This window comes from uncultured Pigmentiphaga sp. (assembly GCF_937950555.1).
Taxonomy (GTDB): Bacteria; Pseudomonadota; Gammaproteobacteria; order Burkholderiales; family Burkholderiaceae_B; genus Pigmentiphaga.
The window spans coordinates 13,777-30,631 of the sequence record NZ_CALFCW010000038.1; the positions used below are offsets into that span (position 1 = coordinate 13,777).

12 protein-coding genes are annotated in these 16,855 nt (G+C 66.3%); 7 read left to right on the forward strand and 5 right to left on the reverse strand.

Annotated features, from left to right (window positions below; translation table 11 throughout):
- Positions 1–9 precede the first annotated feature (9 nt).
- Both Q0319_RS10545 and Q0319_RS10550 read right to left on the reverse strand, forming a co-directional pair.
- On the reverse strand, positions 10–1,389 hold the full coding sequence (locus Q0319_RS10545; RefSeq protein WP_296468777.1) for a sigma-54 dependent transcriptional regulator: 1,380 nt from the start codon (positions 1,387–1,389) through the stop codon (positions 10–12).
- Positions 1,386–3,137: an ATP-binding protein gene (locus Q0319_RS10550; protein WP_299452341.1), complete on the reverse strand. Its 1,752-nt coding sequence runs from the start codon at positions 3,135–3,137 to the stop codon at positions 1,386–1,388. Before Q0319_RS10550 ends, Q0319_RS10545 begins: the two co-directional genes overlap by 4 nt.
- A 367-nt stretch (positions 3,138–3,504) precedes the next feature.
- Here Q0319_RS10550 and Q0319_RS10555 point away from each other — a divergent pair, with 367 nt between their 5' ends.
- Positions 3,505–4,851: a dicarboxylate/amino acid:cation symporter gene (locus Q0319_RS10555; protein WP_299452343.1), complete on the forward strand. Its 1,347-nt coding sequence runs from the start codon at positions 3,505–3,507 to the stop codon at positions 4,849–4,851.
- A 130-nt stretch (positions 4,852–4,981) separates the two neighbouring features.
- Here the strand turns inward: Q0319_RS10555 and Q0319_RS10560 are convergent, their stop codons facing one another.
- Together Q0319_RS10560 and Q0319_RS10565 are read right to left on the reverse strand one after the other, a co-directional pair.
- Positions 4,982–5,110, reverse strand: a complete 129-nt coding sequence (locus Q0319_RS10560; RefSeq protein WP_299452345.1) for a hypothetical protein — start codon at positions 5,108–5,110, stop codon at positions 4,982–4,984.
- Positions 5,111–5,191: 81 nt separating this feature from the next.
- On the reverse strand, positions 5,192–5,482 hold the full coding sequence (locus Q0319_RS10565) for a hypothetical protein (RefSeq protein ID WP_296471284.1): 291 nt from the start codon (positions 5,480–5,482) through the stop codon (positions 5,192–5,194).
- 142 nt (positions 5,483–5,624) lie between these two features.
- On the opposite strand from Q0319_RS10565, the gene uvrA reads away from it, so the two are divergent.
- Both uvrA and Q0319_RS10575 read left to right on the forward strand, forming a co-directional pair.
- Positions 5,625–11,435: an excinuclease ABC subunit UvrA gene (gene uvrA, locus Q0319_RS10570; RefSeq protein ID WP_299452349.1), complete on the forward strand. Its 5,811-nt coding sequence runs from the start codon at positions 5,625–5,627 to the stop codon at positions 11,433–11,435.
- 1 nt (position 11,436) lies between these two features.
- On the forward strand, positions 11,437–12,063 hold the full coding sequence (locus Q0319_RS10575) for an aminotransferase class IV (protein WP_296467043.1): 627 nt from the start codon (positions 11,437–11,439) through the stop codon (positions 12,061–12,063).
- A 7-nt stretch (positions 12,064–12,070) separates the two neighbouring features.
- Here Q0319_RS10575 and Q0319_RS10580 read toward each other — a convergent pair whose 3' ends face one another.
- Entirely contained in the window at positions 12,071–12,880 is an 810-nt protein-coding gene (locus tag Q0319_RS10580; protein ID WP_296467041.1) for a tRNA threonylcarbamoyladenosine dehydratase, read from the reverse strand.
- A gap of 118 nt (positions 12,881–12,998) precedes the next feature.
- Between Q0319_RS10580 and Q0319_RS10585 the strand changes: the two genes are divergently transcribed.
- From Q0319_RS10585 to Q0319_RS10600, 4 genes are all read left to right on the forward strand, one after another.
- The gene (locus Q0319_RS10585; protein WP_296467037.1) at positions 12,999–14,330 is read left to right on the forward strand and encodes an MFS transporter; all 1,332 of its coding nucleotides are present in this window, start codon (positions 12,999–13,001) and stop codon (positions 14,328–14,330) included.
- 40 nt (positions 14,331–14,370) lie between these two features.
- Positions 14,371–15,024 carry a gamma-glutamylcyclotransferase gene (locus Q0319_RS10590; protein WP_296467034.1) on the forward strand — a complete coding sequence of 218 codons (654 nt, stop codon included), beginning with the start codon at positions 14,371–14,373 and terminating at the stop codon, positions 15,022–15,024.
- Between the two features lie 50 nt (positions 15,025–15,074).
- Complete coding sequence (gene pdxH, locus Q0319_RS10595) at positions 15,075–15,713, forward strand: pyridoxamine 5'-phosphate oxidase (protein WP_296467049.1); 639 nt, start codon at positions 15,075–15,077, stop codon at positions 15,711–15,713.
- A gap of 168 nt (positions 15,714–15,881) precedes the next feature.
- Positions 15,882–16,793, forward strand: coding sequence for a DUF72 domain-containing protein (locus Q0319_RS10600; protein WP_296467031.1), 912 nt, complete (start codon positions 15,882–15,884; stop codon positions 16,791–16,793).
- Positions 16,794–16,855: the final 62 nt, after the last annotated feature.

Here is a 16,855-nt window from a genome sequence, read left to right on the forward strand (position 1 = left end):
AATCTCCCCTCAGCCTTCCCGTGGCACGAAGGCGCTCCTGTCGATCCCGTGCCGCTGCAGCTTGTCGTAGAAAGTCTTGCGCGGGATGCCCAGGGCCTGCAAGGTGGCTTTGACGTCGCCCCGGTGCCGCGCCAACGCTTCCCGTATCAGTTCCGCCTCATAGCGCTCCACCCGCTCAGGCAGGGAAGCCTGCTGCGGCGCATCGTCCTCTCCCGTTTCCTCGATGCCCAGCACCACGCGCTCTGCGTAGTGCATGAGTTCGCGCACGTTGCCGGGCCAGGCATGCGTGCGTAGATGATGACGGACGGCGGGCGTGACCGCCGGCGGCTCCATCTTGAAGCGCGCAGCGGCCTGGGACGCGAAATAGGCGAACAAGAGCGGGACGTCCTCCCTGCGCTCCCGCAAGGGCGGCACCCTGACCGTCACGACGTTCAGTCGATGAAACAAGTCTGCCCGGAACGTACCGCGCTGGGCAGGATCGCTGAGGTCCACCTTGGTCGCGGCCACGACGCGCAAGTCCACGGGCCGCACTTCGTTCGTCCCGAGTGGCGAAACGGTTCGCGTTTCCAGCACGCGCAAGAGCTTGACCTGGGCCGACAGGGGCATGCTCTCGATTTCATCGAGGAACAGCGTCCCGCCGCTCGAGTACTCGATGCGGCCAACCCGCCGCCGCTGTGCGCCGGTGAAGGCCCCGGCCTCGTGGCCGAACAGTTCGCTTTCCAGGACCGTATCGGGCAACGCCCCGCAATTGAGCGCGACGAAAGGATGAGCGTGGCGCGCGCCCCAGGCATGCAGCGCCTGGGCGACGACTTCCTTGCCAGCGCCGGTCTCGCCTAGCACCAGCACGTCTACGTCCGCAGTCGCCAGGTGCCGCAGGGTCTTGCGCAGACGCTGCATGGCGGGTGCTTCGCCGATCAAGGGCAAGTTCTCGCCCGCTTCCTGCGCGAGCCGCGTAAGCCGGCGGTTGTCCAGTACCAGGCGGCGCTTGTCCAGCGCGTTGCGCACCGTCGTCGCCAGCCGCTCGGCCGGATAGGGCTTGGCGAGAAAGTCGTAGGCGCCGTCGTGCATGGCCGCCACGGCCATGTCCACATCGCCGTGGCCGGTAATGAAAATCACTGGCAGGTCGGGATCCTTTTCGCGCAGGCGGCGAAACAACTCCAGGCCGTCCATGACGGGCATGCGCACGTCGGTCACCACCACCCCTGGGAAATCGGCCGATACCCGCTCCAGCGCCTCGGCTGCCCCGCCGGCGGCCTCCACGTCGAACCCGGCCAACTCCAGCGTCTGCAAATTGGCCGCGCGCATGGCGGGGTCGTCATCCACGAACAGTACGCGGTTGACGGGAGCGGTAGACGGCTTCGGGGGAACGGAGGAACGATCGGCGTTCACGAGGTGGCCTCGGGAAGGTGAATGGTGAAACGGGCGCCGCATCCGGGCTGGGACTGGACCGACAGCGAGCCGCCGAAATCGGCCACGATGTCCCGGCTGATCACCAGGCCCAAGCCTAGGCCGCGCGGCTTAGTCGTCTGGAAAGGCGTGAACAGCGATGCCGTGATGCTCTCGGGAAGGCCCGGGCCGTTGTCGGCCACGACGAGTGCGACGCGGGAACCATCCCGATAGGCGCTCACCGTGATCCGGGGCTCCGCAGCCTGCTCAAGCGCATCGATCGCGTTCTGCAGGAGATTCACCAGCACTTGCTCGAGGCGAACCCGCTCCGCCTTCACGGCCAGCCCAGGCTCGGACGCCGAGCGGTGAAGCGCGATGCCGCGACGGCGCAACTGAAACCCCACCAAGGTCAGCGCGCCGTCGATGGCGACCTCCACCGGAACGCGGCCGTCCGCCACCGGGGCGCTCTTGCGGGAAAAAGTGCGGAGCTCGTCGGTGATGACGCCTATCCGCTCAGTCAGCGCAGCGATCGCAGCCATGTTGCCGCGCACGCGATCCAGGACGCCTCGCTCCAGGAACACCGCCGAATTGTCGGCATAGCTCCGGATGGCCGCCACCGGTTGGTTGATTTCGTGCGCGACGCCGGCGGTGATTTGCCCCAGGAAAGCCAGTTTGTTGGCTTGGACGAGCTCCTCCTGCAACGAGTGCAGCTCGGCCTCGGCCCGCTGCCGGTCTTCCATCTCGGCACGCAATTGTGCATTGGCCTCGCGCAGCTCCCGCGTGCGCGCCGCCACGCGGGACTCCAACTCCTGGCGTATGGCTTCCTGCGCGCGCACGCGATCCTGGATGCGATGCCGCCTGTGCATCCAAATGCCCGCCGCAAGCAGCGTGCATAGCACGGCCAGCGCGGCCTTCAGGCGGGCATCCGCCACGGCGCGCTCGGTGGCCTCGCCCGTCGCGCTCAGGAGATGGAATTGCCATGGCTCCCCCGGTACCGGGGCCTGCACGTGGAGGAAGGGCTCTTCGTCGCGCCCTGGAAGCTGCACCGTCACCCGGCCGGCCGAGTCCGGGCGGAGGGGCAGCGGCGTCAACGGCGCGTCGCCGAATTGCAGGCTCGTCCGCAGCGCCTCCCGCTCTTCGGGAGAAAGCGGCCTTTCAGTCAGGAAGCGCCATGATTCGACAGACGACAACAACACCACGCCGCGCTCGTCGGTGACGAATACAGGCGCCGGGAATTTGCGCCAGCCCGCTTCGACCGTGCCGAACTCGACCTTGACCACGATCACGCCCAGCGGGCGGCCGTCTTGCTCGAGCCGGCGCGCGAGATACAGGCCGGGCTCATTGCTGACATTGCCCAAGGCGAAGTACTCGGAGCGGCCCGCGTGGACAGCTCCCTGGAAATAAGGGCGGAAGGCGAAATTCGAACCGACGAAGCTCGCCGGCAGATTCCAGTTACTGGCGGCTACGCCCGTCCCGCTCAGGTCGAGCAAATAGATGACGGCAGCCCCCGTGTCCCGGCTCAGGGCCTCGAACTTCAAGTTCAACGCCTGATAGCCTGCCGGATCGCCAGACAGCAGCGCACCTTTCACTTCGGAATCCTGCGCCAGCACGAAAGGAAGCGAACGCTGCTTGTCGAGCTCGCTCGTCAACAGCGTGACCTTGAGGGCAGCGGCAGCGCTCGCGTCGTCCAATAGGTCGGCATGCGCCTGCTTGCGACCGACGTGCCCGGCGCCCCACAAGGCAACGAGCAAGACCGCAGCGCCTGCAAGCGCAAAAAGGATCCACGCGCGGCGGTGGCCCGCCAAGGTGGGCGCGGGAACGCTAGGAGAAAAAGGAGTGGAAAAGGAAGACATCTCGGAGAGGCCGTTGTGCGAATTATCGCACTCCCTTCTTGCCATTGGGCGGAAATCCGCACATCCGGCATGGAATGAAGCCGGCCTGAAAAAATTTTCTTTAACTAAATCAATAGGTTAGAAGAAACGACCTCCTCACCTCGCCCGGCATGGGGATTGCAAGAAAGGCTTCAACGAAGTTCGCCCGAACTTTGGAGATTGTTGAAAACGAGGCGCCGTCTCCTTCTCAACCGGAGACGTGAAGCCGCAGGAAGGGGACGTCCCAATGATCGAAGTATCCAGCACGGCGCCCACGCCCGTGCACAAGAAAAAGTTCTATCAAATCCTCTACGTTCAGGTGCTCTTCGCCATTGCGGTAGGCATCCTGCTGGGCCACTTCTATCCCCAGGCCGGGGAAGCCATGAAGCCCCTGGGCGATGCATTCATCAAACTCGTCAAGATGATCATCGCCCCGGTCATTTTCCTGACCGTCACGACCGGCATTGCCGGCATGCGCGACCTACAGCGCGTCGGCCGCGTCGTCGGCAAGGCCATGATTTATTTCCTCGTCTTCTCCACGCTCGCGCTGTGCATCGGGATGATCGTGGCCAACGTCGTCCAGCCCGGCACAGGCCTGCACATCGATCCCGCGACGCTAGACGCCAAAGCCGTCGCCAGCTATTCCGCCAAGGCGCACGACCAGACGCTGGTCGGCTTCCTGATGAACATCATCCCCAACACGGTGGTCAGCGCGTTCGCCGGCGGCGACATCCTGCAGGTGCTCTTTTTCTCGGTGCTTTTCGGCATCTCGCTCGGCGCCATCGGCGACAAAGGCATGCCGGTGCTGAACTTCCTGCACTCCATCTCGTCGGCCTTCTTCAAGTTGGTCGCCATCCTGATGAAGGCGGCGCCCATTGGCGCGTTCGGGGCCATGGCCTTTACCATCGGCAAGTACGGAATCGGCTCCGTCGCCAACCTGGCATGGCTGGTCGGGACGTTCTACCTGACCTCCATCCTGTTCGTGCTAATCGTGCTGGGCGCAGTTGCGCGGTACAACGGCTTCTCCATCCTCAAGCTGATCCGCTACATCCGCGAAGAACTGCTGCTCGTGCTCGGCACCAGCTCGTCCGAGGCGGCCCTGCCCACCCTGATGGAAAAAATGGAGCGCGCGGGTTGCGCCAAGCCGGTCGTGGGCCTGGTCATTCCCACCGGCTATTCATTCAACCTGGACGGCACCAACATCTACATGACGCTGGCAGCGTTGTTCATCGCGCAGGCAATGGACATCCAGCTGCCCCTCGGCGACCAGCTCCTGCTCCTGGCCGTAGCCATGCTCAGCTCCAAGGGTGCAGCGGGCATCACCGGCGCCGGCTTCATCACCCTCGCGGCCACGCTGTCAGTGGTGCCGTCCGTGCCCGTGGCCGGCATGGCGCTCATCCTCGGCATCGACCGTTTCATGTCGGAATGCCGTGCGCTCACCAACCTGATCGGCAACGCGGTGGCCAGCGTAGTCGTGGCCCGCTGGGAAGGCGCGCTGGACAAGGGAATGCTGGACAAGGCCCTGAACTCGGCGGGCGCCAAGCCCGCCGCACCCGCCTTCGAAAACGAGGGCCTGGTTCCCGCCCATCACTGAACGCATCTCGGCGCAGGCTACGCCGGGGTCCAGGAAAAAAGGCATGCCAAGGCATGCCTTTTCCTTTTGCGACACCTCGAAAAAAGAAAGCCACCCGGGGGTGGCTTTCTTCGCGGCACCTAGCGCCCAATCAAGCGCGCTTGACCTTTTCGAGCATCTTGAAGATGCTCTTGGGGGCCCCGACGAACAGACGCTTGAAGGGCTTGCCCAGGCAGCGGCGCTCGAGGGTGTTGCGGCGCGTGCGTTTCTTTTCCGCCATGTTGATCTCCAGTCATTGAATCCGGCTAACCCGTAATTCTAACGGATCTCGGCGAATGCCGGGAAATGCGGGCACCGCGCTTCAGCGGGGCGGAACGCCGCCCACGACCTCCGTGGTTTTCTGTTCCGCCTTGCCGAGCACGCGCGCCAGCGCCTTCTCGGTTTGATGGGAAATGAGCTGCCAGGTTCGCCTGGCCTCGGGAATGGTATGGACGGCGACAGTTCCCGCAACGATCACGACCGCGATCGTGACCAGCGCCGCCACGCGCAGGCTGCGCGGCGGTGGCGGGACGTCGCCAAGCGTGGGCGGCGGGACGTACATCCCGGCCTCGGCGCCCAGCGGATCGAGAGTCGACGATTTGCGCTTGTTCATACAGCTATCCTAACGTGGCGTACCGTCTGCGGTTTGCGCTCTCTTGTTACGTAATTTTGTCAAACGTTGCGATTTTCGCAACGTCTGCGAACCGGCTACGATTGAAGGATTGCCGGCCTTTTTCCGGCCCTACATGCGAACGATGTCCTCCGCCTCCCCTGCTCCCGACGTCCCCCTGGCCCCGCCCGCCGAACCCGAGATCCGCGTGGTCGGGGCACGCCAGAACAACCTGAAGAATCTCAGCCTTTCCATCCCGACCAATGAGCTCGTGGTGGTGACCGGCGTATCCGGCTCAGGCAAGAGTTCGCTCGTCTTCGACACCTTGTACGCGGAAGGCCAGCGCCGCTATGTCGAGACATTCTCTCCGTACGCGCGCCAGTTCCTGGACCGCATGGACAAGCCGCAGGTCGACCGGATCGAGGGCATCCCGCCCGCCATCGCCATCGACCAGACCAACCCGGTGCGTACCTCGCGCAGCACCGTGGGCACGATGACGGAGCTCAACGATCACCTCAAGCTGCTGTTCGCGCGGGCCGGGCGGCTCTTCTGCCGCCAGTGCGCCCGGCCGGTACAAAAAGACACGCCCGAGTCCATATACGCTTCCCTGGCCCGCCGCGCGGCCGAGGCGGGCGACCCGCGGCTGATCGTCACCTTTCCAGTCCAAGTTCCTGCGAACTATACGGAAGAAGAAATCCGTGGCTTCCTGGAACGCCAGGGCTATACCCGGGTGCACGCCCAGCGCAAGGCGGGAAGCGGAAAGAACGCGGTACAGGTGCTGGACGTGGTCCAGGACCGCTTCCGTTTCGGCAATGCCGAACGCGCACGCGTCATGGAAGCGCTGGACGCCGCGCTGCGGCTGGGGGCGGGCCGCGTGGATGTACGCGCCGTAGACGCCGAGGGCAACGAGACCGCGCACTGGAAATACAGCGACGAGCTGCACTGCGCCGAGTGCGACATCGCGTACGCCTCGCCCACGCCCAGCGCATTCTCGTTCAATTCGCCGCTCGGCGCGTGCGAAACCTGCCGCGGGTTCGGCCGGGTCATCGGCATCGACTACGGGCTGATCATCCCCGACGAAAACAAGACGCTGCGCGGCGGTGCCATCAAGCCGTGGCAGACGGCGAGCTACAAGGAGTGCCAGGACGAACTAGTGAAGTACGCGACTCGCGCCGGCATTCCCTTGGACGTTCCGTGGCGCAAGCTCACCCCTGCGCAGCGCGATTGGGTGTTGAATGGCACTCCGGACTGGAAGGGAGGCAGCGACGCCTGGAAATACCAATGGTACGGCGTCAAGCGCTTCTTCGATTGGCTGGAAACCAAGGCCTACAAAATGCATATACGCGTGCTACTGTCGAAGTATCGCGCGTACACGCCCTGCCCCGACTGCAACGGCGCCCGGCTGAAGCCGGATTCGCTGCTCTGGCGCGTGGGAACCAAGGCCGAGGCCGACCTGATCTTGCCTGAGTCGGACGATCGCTACGTCCGCTTCCGGCCGCTGCACGTCGCCTGGGACCAGGCCACGCTCGATGCGCTGCCCGGCCTATCCATCCACGATCTGATGCTGCTTCCCATCGAACGCGTACGCGTATTTTGCGACGCGCTGCGCTTCGAAGGCGTCATGGACGCGGCCACAGAGTTGCTGCTGCAGGAAGTCCGCGCGCGGCTCAAGTTCCTGTGCGACGTGGGGCTGGGCTACCTGACGCTGGACCGGCAAAGCCGCACGCTTTCAGGAGGGGAAGTCCAGCGCATCAACCTCACGACCGCACTCGGCACTTCTTTGGTGAATACGCTGTTCGTGCTGGACGAGCCTTCCATCGGCCTGCATCCGCGCGACATGAACCGCATCGTCGAGGTCATGCATCGACTGCGCGATGCCGGCAACTCGCTGGTGGTGGTCGAGCATGACCCGCAAGTCATGCTGGCGGCGGACCGCATCATCGACATCGGCCCGGGGCCGGGCGAGCGCGGAGGCCAGATCGTGTTCAATGGCTCGCCCGCGCAGCTGCGCCAGGCGCGCACGCTCACCGGCGACTATCTCTCCGGCCGCCGCCATGTCGCCGCCCCGCGCCCCATGCCCGTCACGCCCGGCACGCCGCGGCTGATCGTGGAAGGCGCGCGCGAGCACAACCTAAAGAACATCACGGTGGAATTCCCGCTCGGCCGCCTGGTGTGCGTGACCGGTGTCTCCGGCTCGGGCAAGTCGACGCTGGTGCAGGACGTCCTCTACCCCGCCCTGCTCAAGCTCAAGGGCAAGCCGACGGAGGCGGCGGGCGCGCACGACCGCATCCTCGGTGACGACTGGATCGTGGACGTAGTCATGGTCGATCAGTCGCCTATCGGCAAGACGGCGCGCTCCAACCCGGCCAGCTACGTGGGTGCGTTCGACGGTGTGCGCAAACTCTTCGCCCAGGCGCGCCTGTCCAAGGAGCGCGGCTACACCGCCGGGATGTTCAGCTTCAATGCCGGCGACGGCCGCTGCCCTACCTGTGGCGGAACGGGCTTCGAACACGTCGAGATGCAGTTCCTGTCCGATGTGTACCTGCGCTGCCCTGACTGCGACGGCACGCGCTTCCGCCCCGAAATCCGCGAGGTCACGATCGAGCGCAAGGGCCGCTCGGCCTCGATCTCCGACGTGCTGGAAATGACGGTGACCGAGGCCCTGGATTTCTTCGAGGGCGAGCGGGACATCCAGCTGGGGCTGTCACCGCTGGCCGACGTCGGCCTCGAATACGTGCGCCTGGGACAGCCGGTCCCAACTCTCTCGGGCGGTGAGGCGCAGCGCCTCAAGCTGGCGGGCCACTTGGCCGAGGCGGCACGCTCGGGCATCGCGGCCATCGGCGCGAAGCTTTCGAAGAAGGGCAGCCTGTTCCTGTTCGACGAACCCACGACCGGCCTGCACTTCGACGATATCTCGCGCCTGATGGGCGCCTTCCGCAAGCTGTTGGCGGCCGGCCACACGCTCATCGTCATCGAGCACAACCTGGACGTCATCCGTGCCTCGGACTGGCTGATCGACCTGGGCCCCGAAGGCGGCGACGCAGGCGGCGAGGTCATCGTCGCGGGCACGCCGCAGGACGTCATGAGGCACCCGGCCTCCCACACGGGCCGCGCGCTGCGCGAATACGAAGCGCAGATCGGCCAGGCCGCCGATGCGCCCGCCCAGGCGCCAGAAGAAGCGCAGCTGGGCGCGCCCACCGTCGTGGCTGAGCGCATCGAGCCCTATGGGGCGGACGGTAGCCACGAGCCCGCAGGCATGCCGCTGCAGAACGTGCTGGCGCAGCGCCGCCGCACCTCGCGCGCGATCGAGATCAAGAACGCGCGCGAACACAACCTCAAGAACGTGGACGTGGAAATTCCGCGCGGCGCGTTTACGGTGATCACCGGCGTGTCGGGTTCGGGCAAATCAACGCTGGCCTTCGACATCTTGTTCAACGAAGGCCAGCGCCGCTACCTGGAATCGCTGAACGCCTATGCGCGCTCCATCGTCCAGCCGGCCGGCAAGCCGGACGTCGATGCGATCTTCGGCATCCCGCCGACGGTCGCCATCGAGCAGCGCACCAGCCGCGGCGGCCGCAAGTCCACGGTCGCAACCATGACCGAGACGCACCATTTCATGCGCCTCCTGTACATGAAGCTGGGCACGCAGTACTGCCCCGACTGCGAGGTGCCGGTCGAACCCCAAACCTTCGACCTGATCGTCGGCCGCGTCATGCGCGAGCTCAAGGGCCAACACGTGGGCGTGCTCGCGCCGCTGGTCAAGGCGCGCAAAGGCTACTACACCGACCTCGCGAAATGGGCCGCCAACAAGGGGTACACCCACCTGCGGGTGGACGGCGCCTTCATTCCGACAGCGAAATGGCCGCGCCTGGACCGCTTCAAGGAGCACGACATCGAGCTGCCAGTGGCCGATTTCATCGTGGATCCGGCCAACGAGGCCCAGCTGCGGGCGGCCGTGCACGAGGCCCTGGAACACGGACACGGCGTCATGAGCGTGGTCTGGCCCCTGGAGAAACTGCGGGCCGCCATGGCGAGCGGCGACGCTGCGCCCGCCCCCGACCTCGAACAACGCGTGTTCTCTGTCAAGCGGGCCTGCCCGTCGTGCGGCCAGAGCTTTCCCGAGCCCGACCCGCGCATGTTCTCTTACAACTCCAAGCACGGCTGGTGCCCGGCGTGCTTCGGGACGGGCGTCAAGCTGCCCGGCTTCGACGCGGAACAGACAGGGGAAGAAGCCGCTTGGAACATGGGCGACGAAGAGGTGCAGCCCTGCCCAGCGTGCCACGGGCAACGGCTGAACCGCCAATCGCTGGCGGTGCGCTGGAGAGGCCGCTCGATCGCGCAGCTTGCCTCCCTGGCAGTACGCGATGCGGCGAAGTTTTTCCGCGAGCTTGAGACCGAGGGCCGCGAGGCCGAGATCGCGCGCGACATTCTTGCCGAACTGCGCAGCCGCCTCGCTTTCCTGGAAGAGGTCGGACTGGGCTACCTCGCGCTGGATAGGGCGGCGCCCACGCTTTCTGGCGGGGAAGCCCAACGGATACGGCTCGCGGCGCAGCTGGGTTCCAACCTGCAGGGCGTCTGCTACGTGCTGGACGAACCGACCATTGGGCTGCACCCGCGAGACAACCGCATCCTGCTCAATGCCTTGGCCAAGCTCGAGGGCAAGGGCAACACCCTTGTGGTCGTGGAACACGACGAAGACACCATTCGCCGCGCCGAACACGTCATCGACATGGGCCCCGGGGCCGGTGTCCGCGGCGGAACCGTCGTCGCGCAGGGCCGGGTGCAGGACATCATGGCCAATCCCGCGTCCCTGACTGGCCGCTACCTCGCCCGGCCGCTGCAACACCCCTTGCAGGCACGCCGGCCGGTCACGGCGGAAACGCCCCGCATCACGGTGCGCAGCGCGCGACTGCATAACTTGCGCGAGGTCGATGCCAGCTTTCCGATCGGCCGGCTCACCGTGGTCACCGGCGTCTCGGGTTCAGGCAAGTCCACCCTCGCGCGTGACGTGCTGCTGGACAACCTGCAGCGGCGCATCGGGAAGGATGCTGCCGAAAAAGGCGGCGCCTGGACGGGGTGCGCGGGCATCGAGGGATGGGAAACCCTAGACCGCGTGCTGGAAGTCGACCAGACGCCGATCGGCAAGACGCCGCGCTCCTGCCCGGCAACCTACGTAGGATTCTGGGACGCCATCCGCAGGCAATTCGCCGACACCATGGAAGCGCGCATGCGCGGCTGGACGGCCGCCCGCTTCAGCTTCAATACCGGCGAAGGCCGCTGCCCGGTTTGCGAAGGCCAGGGCATGCGCACGATAGAAATGAATTTCCTGCCGGACGTGAAAGTGCCGTGCGATGCCTGCGACGGCCAGCGCTTCAACCGCGAAACGCTATCCGTGCATTTGCGAGGCAAGAGCGTGGGCGAGGTGTTGGCCATGGAAATCGACGAAGCCGTCGAGTATTTCGCGGCGCATCCTTCCATCCTCAATCCGCTGCAGCTGCTGCAAAGCGTAGGGCTCGGCTACCTGACCCTGGGGCAGCCCTCGCCCACGCTGTCGGGCGGGGAGGCGCAGCGCATCAAACTGGTGACAGAGCTGGCGAAAGCCCGCCTGGACGAGGGCACGATGCGCACGGGACGCGCCTACAAGACGCCGCACACGCTCTACGTGCTGGATGAACCGACCGTGGGCCTGTCCATGGCGGACGTGGAAAAGCTGATCCGCGTGCTGCACCGCCTGGTGGATGCCGGCAATACCGTGGTCGTGATCGAACATAACCTCGACGTCATCGCCGAAGCCGACTGGTTACTGGACATGGGGCCGGAGGGAGGCAACGAAGGCGGTCAACTGGTGGTGCAGGGTTCGCCGGAACAGGTCATGCGGGAACGGGCGCGCTCGCACACCGGGCGCGTGCTGGCCGAGTTCATGGCGTCCCAGGTGGAAATGAGCAAGGCATCTTGAGATGCGGCCGCGACTGATCGAAACCATACGCGTCGACGCTGACGGCCGCATGCCCTTGCTTCCCTGGCACCTGGAGCGGCTCGGCCGCTCGTGCGCCGAACTCGCCTACCGCAGCTCGGTGGAGGCCGTGCAGCGCGCCGTAGCGCGCGCTGCGGCGGGCCTACCCGAAGGCGGGGCGCACCGCATGCGCGTGCTGGTCGCCGACAACGGCGCCATCGAGATCCAGACCTCGCCGCTCGACACGCTGCCGCAGCGGCCGCGAGCAAGCTTGTCCCATCGCCGCCTCCGGTCTGGCGAAACACTGCTGCGCCACAAGACGACGGCGCGCCCGTGGTACGACGAGGCGACGACCTGGCTGGCAGCCCACCCGGAACACTTCGACATGCTGTATCTGAACGAACGCGGCGAATTGTGCGAAGGCAGCCGGTCCAACGTCTATGTTTACCTGGATGGCCAATGGATCACCCCACCCGTTTCGTGCGGACTGCTGCCCGGCGTCCAGCGGCAGGCCTTGCTGGACGAAGAGCTGGCCGTCGAAGGCGTGATCACGCGAGAGATGCTCGCGCAGGCACAGGGGCTGCGCCTCTCCAATGCGCTGCGCGGCTGGTTCGACGTCGAGCTGGACTGAATCCGGCTCAGCGCTCGGCCGGGAAGATGTAGCGCAGGACTTCATGCGCCGCGGCCAGGCCCATCGCGGCCGTGACCGTCACGGCCGAGCCATAGCCCGCACATGAAAGCCCCTGTGGCGCCCCGGCGGGCGCGTCCGCATCCTGCAGCCATGCCGCCGGCAACCTCGCCGGCTGGTCGACCCATAGCGCGCGCACCTTCATTTTCGGCAGCCGGCGCGGCGGTTTGCCCGCCACGTGCGAGGCCTTGGGAAACCCATGATGGCGCCGCAGCTGGTTGCGAATCTTGGCCAGCAGGGCGTCGTTGACCGCTTCGGACAAATCCCCCGCGCGCAAGGCCAGCGGGTCGGTCTTGCCGCCCGCCCCCCCGCACACCACGAGCGGCGCACCAATGCGGCGCGCACGCAGGATCATGGCGATCTTGGCCGAGACCTGGTCAGTGCAGTCGACGACGATGCTCGTCGGGTCCGGCAATAAACGGTCGACGTTGTCGGGGTCGAGGAAGTCGTCGACGAGGTGCAGCGTGCACTGCGGGTTGATGTCGCGTATGCGTTCGGCCATGGCTTCCACCTTGGCCTGCCCCAGCGTGCGGCCCAGCGCATGAACCTGCCGATTGACGTTGGATTCGGCGATGTGATCGAGATCGATCAGCGTCAGCGTGCCGACGCCGCACCGGGCCAAGGCCTCGGCGGTCCATGAGCCCACGCCGCCCAGCCCCACGACGGTGGCGCGCGCGGCGCGTAGCGCATCGAGCGCTCCCGGTCCGTACAGGCGGTCGAGGCCGCCGAACCGGCGCTCGGTATCGATATCGCAGCTCATGATGATCCGGGGGAAAAAACGAAAACGCTCCGGGCGGCGCGGCCGCGGAAATGCCGTGATAGTAGCAGGCCCGGAAAGGCGCCCCCATGGCCGAGCCACGATCCCGGCGTTAGAATGCATGACACCCCGAAGCCGCCGCGCGATTGCGGCACTCCGCACCGCATTCACCTTGGGCCCAACTGTCACCCGCCAGCAAGCTGCCGCCGCCGAGCCGCCCCAGGCACCGCTCGACGAGCGCGGCGTCCTCATCTTTTGCGTCCTGGGCATTCTTACCCACATCGGCCTGACGGGCGGACGGGTCACGGTCTCGCTCGGCGCGCTCGCGCAGGGCGCATCCAGTTTCACCGTCGGCGTGCTGATGGCGCTCTTCGCGCTGCTCCCCATGCTGCTGTCCGTCCATGTCGGCCGCTGGGTGGACCACATTGGCGCCAGGGTGCCCATGCGCATCGGGGTCTCCCTGCTCATCGCCGGCAGCCTGCTGCCGTTCGCGGTGCAAGACACCCGCGTGCTGTTCGCATCGAGCTTCATGACCGGGATAGGCTGCATGACCTTCCACATCGCCGCGCAGAACGTCATGGGGATGTATGCCTCGCCCGAGCGGCGCATCATCAACTTCTCGCGCCTTTCCTTGTCCATGTCGATCTCGGGCTTCGGCGGACCGTTGATCGCCGGGCTGGCGATCGACCACCTGGGCGTGCGTTGGGCGTTTGGCATCCTGTTCCTGTGCCAGTTGCTAGCACTCGGCACGCTGCTCAAGCAGCAGCGCCGGCTGCCGCGCCCCAGCCGGACGCACCGCCGCGCGAGCCGCGACCAAGTGAGCGACCTGCTCGCCAACCCGACGCTGCGCCGGGTGCTCATCTCCACCGCGCTCCTGTCCGGTGCCTGGGACCTCAATGCCTTCATGGTGCCCATATTTGGGTCTGCCATCGGGCTGTCGGCCACGACCATAGGGCTTATCCTGTCCGCGTTCTCGGTCGCCACCTTCGTGATCCGCATCCTGCTTCCGTGGATACAGCAACGGGTCGCCGCGTGGACGCTGCTGCGCGCCGCCATGCTCACCGCCAGCGTCGTCTACGTGCTGTACCCTTTCTTCCGCGAAGTCCCCATTCTCATCCTGCTGGCCTTCCTACTCGGGCTCGCCCTGGGCAGCGGCCAACCCAGCCTGATGTCCCTGCTCCATGCCCACGCACCGGCGGGACGCGCCGCCGAAGCGCTCGGGCTGCGGATGGCCATCATCAACGGCGGACAGTTCGTGCTTCCCCTGGTCTTCGGCAGCCTGAGCGCGCTGACCGGCCTGGGCATGCCCTTCTGGACGGTGGCGGCGTGCCTGTTCGCAGGCGGAACCCTGACTCGGCCTCCGCGACGCGGCGAGACCTCACCGCCGCAACCGGCAGAACGGAAAGCCTCCGATGCGGCCGGCAACATGGCCACCCGCAGCGAAAAACGATAGTCCCGTCATGCATGCGAAACGACAACCCGCCGGCGATTGCATGATGCGCTCCGCACCGGGAATCGCACCGTCGCCGCCCTGCGCCCCATCCCCTGAATACGCCCCGCTGCTGCTCAGTGCGCAGGAGCTGGACGCATCGCGCAAAGCCGCCCTGCGCCATTGGAATCGGCGTGACGACATCTGGCTGTTCGCCTACGGCTCATTGATCTGGAAAGCCGAGTTTCCGGTGCAGGAACGCCGCCTGGCCACGGTGCGCGGCTATCACCGCTCGCTGTGCCTGTGGTCGCGCGTGAACCGCGGCACGCCCTCGTCGCCAGGCCTGGTGTTCGGCCTGAACCGCGGGGGCAGCTGCCACGGGGTTGCGCTGCGCATCGCTGCGGCGGACGTCGACAGCATTTTCCCCGCCCTCTGGGAACGCGAGATGATGACCGGCGCGTACCTGCCCCGCTGGCTGCGCTGCAATACGCCCGCAGGCCCGGTAGACGCCCTCGCCTTCGTCATCGACCGGAAGGGCTCTGGCTATGCCAGCGGGCTCGCTGAAGAGGAAGTGCTCGCCGCGATCCGGCGAGCACACGGACGCTACGGCGCCTGCGTGGACTACGTGCTCGATACGGCCCGCGCGCTGCAGGCCCATGGCATACGGGACACGCGCCTGGACCGGCTCGTTCGCCGACTGGCGCTGGCGCAGGAATAGGAGCCGCGCAACCCGGTATAGTGATGGGTAGGATTTCTTCTTCGCCCGCCATCATGTCCATCGCAGACATTCGTCAGAACTACCAGCAAGGTGCCCTGCTGGAGTCCGACGCCCCGGCCTCGCCGCTCGAACTGTTCGGAGCCTGGTTCGACCGTGCCGTCGCCGAACGGCTTCCGGACCCCAATGCCATGACGCTCGCCACCGTCGACGAACGGGGCCGCCCCGCCGCCCGGACGGTGCTGCTCAAGGGCTACGACGAGCGGGGCTTCGTTTTCTATACCAACTACCATTCCCGCAAGGGGCGCGACCTTGCCCACGTGCCTTACGCCAGCCTGTTGTTCTTCTGGCCGGCACATGAACGCCAGGTCCGCATCGAAGGCCGCGTCGAGCGCACGTCGGAAGAAGAATCCGACGCCTACTTCCACAGCCGGCCGCTCGGTTCCCGGATCGGCGCCTGGGTGTCCGAACAAAGCACCGAAATCCCGAACCGGGAGGTCCTGCGCGAGCGCGAGCAGCGCCTGCGCGCCGAACTTGGCGAACACCCGCCTCGCCCCCCCCATTGGGGGGGATATCGCGTCGTGCCCGACGCCATCGAGTTCTGGCAAGGCCGCCCTTCCCGCCTGCACGACCGCCTGCTCTACCGGCCCGTTCCCGAAGGCGGCTGGCGCATCGTGCGCCTTGCTCCATAGGCCGCGATGCCGCAGCAGGATCGTCGAGCGGGCGACGACGCACCTGTCACGCCCAGCCAAACCTCATTTTTCGATGACGCGCCGGCCGCGGGCCTACCACCCAGGCGGAAGGGCAAGACGATACCCGCGGCGGAACATCCTGCGGCGTTGCGCCAATTGGGCGCCGCCATGCCACCGCACGTGTATCTTGGCACCTCGTCCTGGGCCTTCTCAGGCTGGAACGGGATCGTGTACGGCGCCAAGGCGAGCGAATCGCTGCTGTCACGCGAAGGCCTGCCGGCGTATTCGTCCCATCCGCTGCTCAACAGCGTCAGCCTCGACCGCACCTTCTACGCGCCGCTGACGGCCGAGCAATATGCCCACTACGCACGCCAGGTACCATCCGGGTTCCGCTTCGTGGTGAAAGCGCCCAACCTCATCACGGACGCAGTGCTGCGCGACGACCGCGGGGCGCCGACAGGACCGAATCCCAGTTTTCTCGATCCGGTCCTGGCGACTGATCATTTCGTGGCACCGTGCCTGGAAGGGTTAGGCGACAAAGCCGGTCCGCTGGTCTTCCAGTTTTCCCCGCTGCCGCCAGAGGTCCTGGCCGACCCGGCCGGCTGGGTGGCACGCCTCTCCGCCTTCCTGGCGGCGCTGCCCCCTTTGCCCGCATCCCGCGGGCGCGAGGCGCCCTTCTATGCGGTGGAGTTCCGCGACCCGCAAGTCGTCACGCCGCGCATGATGAAAATGCTCGCCCAGCGCGACGCGCGCTATTGCGTGGCCATCCACGCCCGCATGCCCCCGGCGGCACGCCAGATGCGGGCGGTGGAGGCCACGGGCCCCGGCCCATTGGTCGTCCGATGGAGCCTGCTCGCCGGCCAACGCTACGAAGCGGCCAAGGCGAAGTTTTTTCCGTTCGACAAGATCCAGGCCGAAGATCCCGAAACGCGCCGCGTCCTGGCCGAAGCCGCCTGCGCGGCGCGCGCGGCTGGCCAGCCGGCATGGATCATCGCGAACAACAAGGCGGAGGGAAGCGCGCCGCTCACGCTGGAGCTATTGGCCAAAGAGATCGTCCCCCGCATGGCCGGGGCCGGATAAAATGGGGTTTTAAAGTTACATCAGCGCGCAACCAGCGACCTGGGTGCGTCAGCCCCTTTCCT

What these genes read in the sequence shown, in the direction of transcription:
- Q0319_RS10555 (WP_299452343.1), top strand. Translation starts at nt 3,505, where the DNA reads ATGATCGAAGTATCCAGCACGGCGCCCACGCCCGTGCACAAGAAAAAG.
- Q0319_RS10560 (WP_299452345.1), bottom strand. Translation starts at nt 5,110, where the DNA reads ATGGCGGAAAAGAAACGCACGCGCCGCAACACCCTCGAGCGCCGCTGC.
- Q0319_RS10565 (WP_296471284.1), bottom strand. Translation starts at nt 5,482, where the DNA reads ATGAACAAGCGCAAATCGTCGACTCTCGATCCGCTGGGCGCCGAGGCC.
- uvrA (WP_299452349.1), top strand. Translation starts at nt 5,625, where the DNA reads ATGTCCTCCGCCTCCCCTGCTCCCGACGTCCCCCTGGCCCCGCCCGCC.
- Q0319_RS10575 (WP_296467043.1), top strand. Translation starts at nt 11,437, where the DNA reads ATGCGGCCGCGACTGATCGAAACCATACGCGTCGACGCTGACGGCCGC.
- Q0319_RS10580 (WP_296467041.1), bottom strand. Translation starts at nt 12,880, where the DNA reads ATGAGCTGCGATATCGATACCGAGCGCCGGTTCGGCGGCCTCGACCGC.
- Q0319_RS10585 (WP_296467037.1), top strand. Translation starts at nt 12,999, where the DNA reads ATGACACCCCGAAGCCGCCGCGCGATTGCGGCACTCCGCACCGCATTC.
- Q0319_RS10590 (WP_296467034.1), top strand. Translation starts at nt 14,371, where the DNA reads ATGATGCGCTCCGCACCGGGAATCGCACCGTCGCCGCCCTGCGCCCCA.
- Q0319_RS10600 (WP_296467031.1), top strand. Translation starts at nt 15,882, where the DNA reads ATGCCACCGCACGTGTATCTTGGCACCTCGTCCTGGGCCTTCTCAGGC.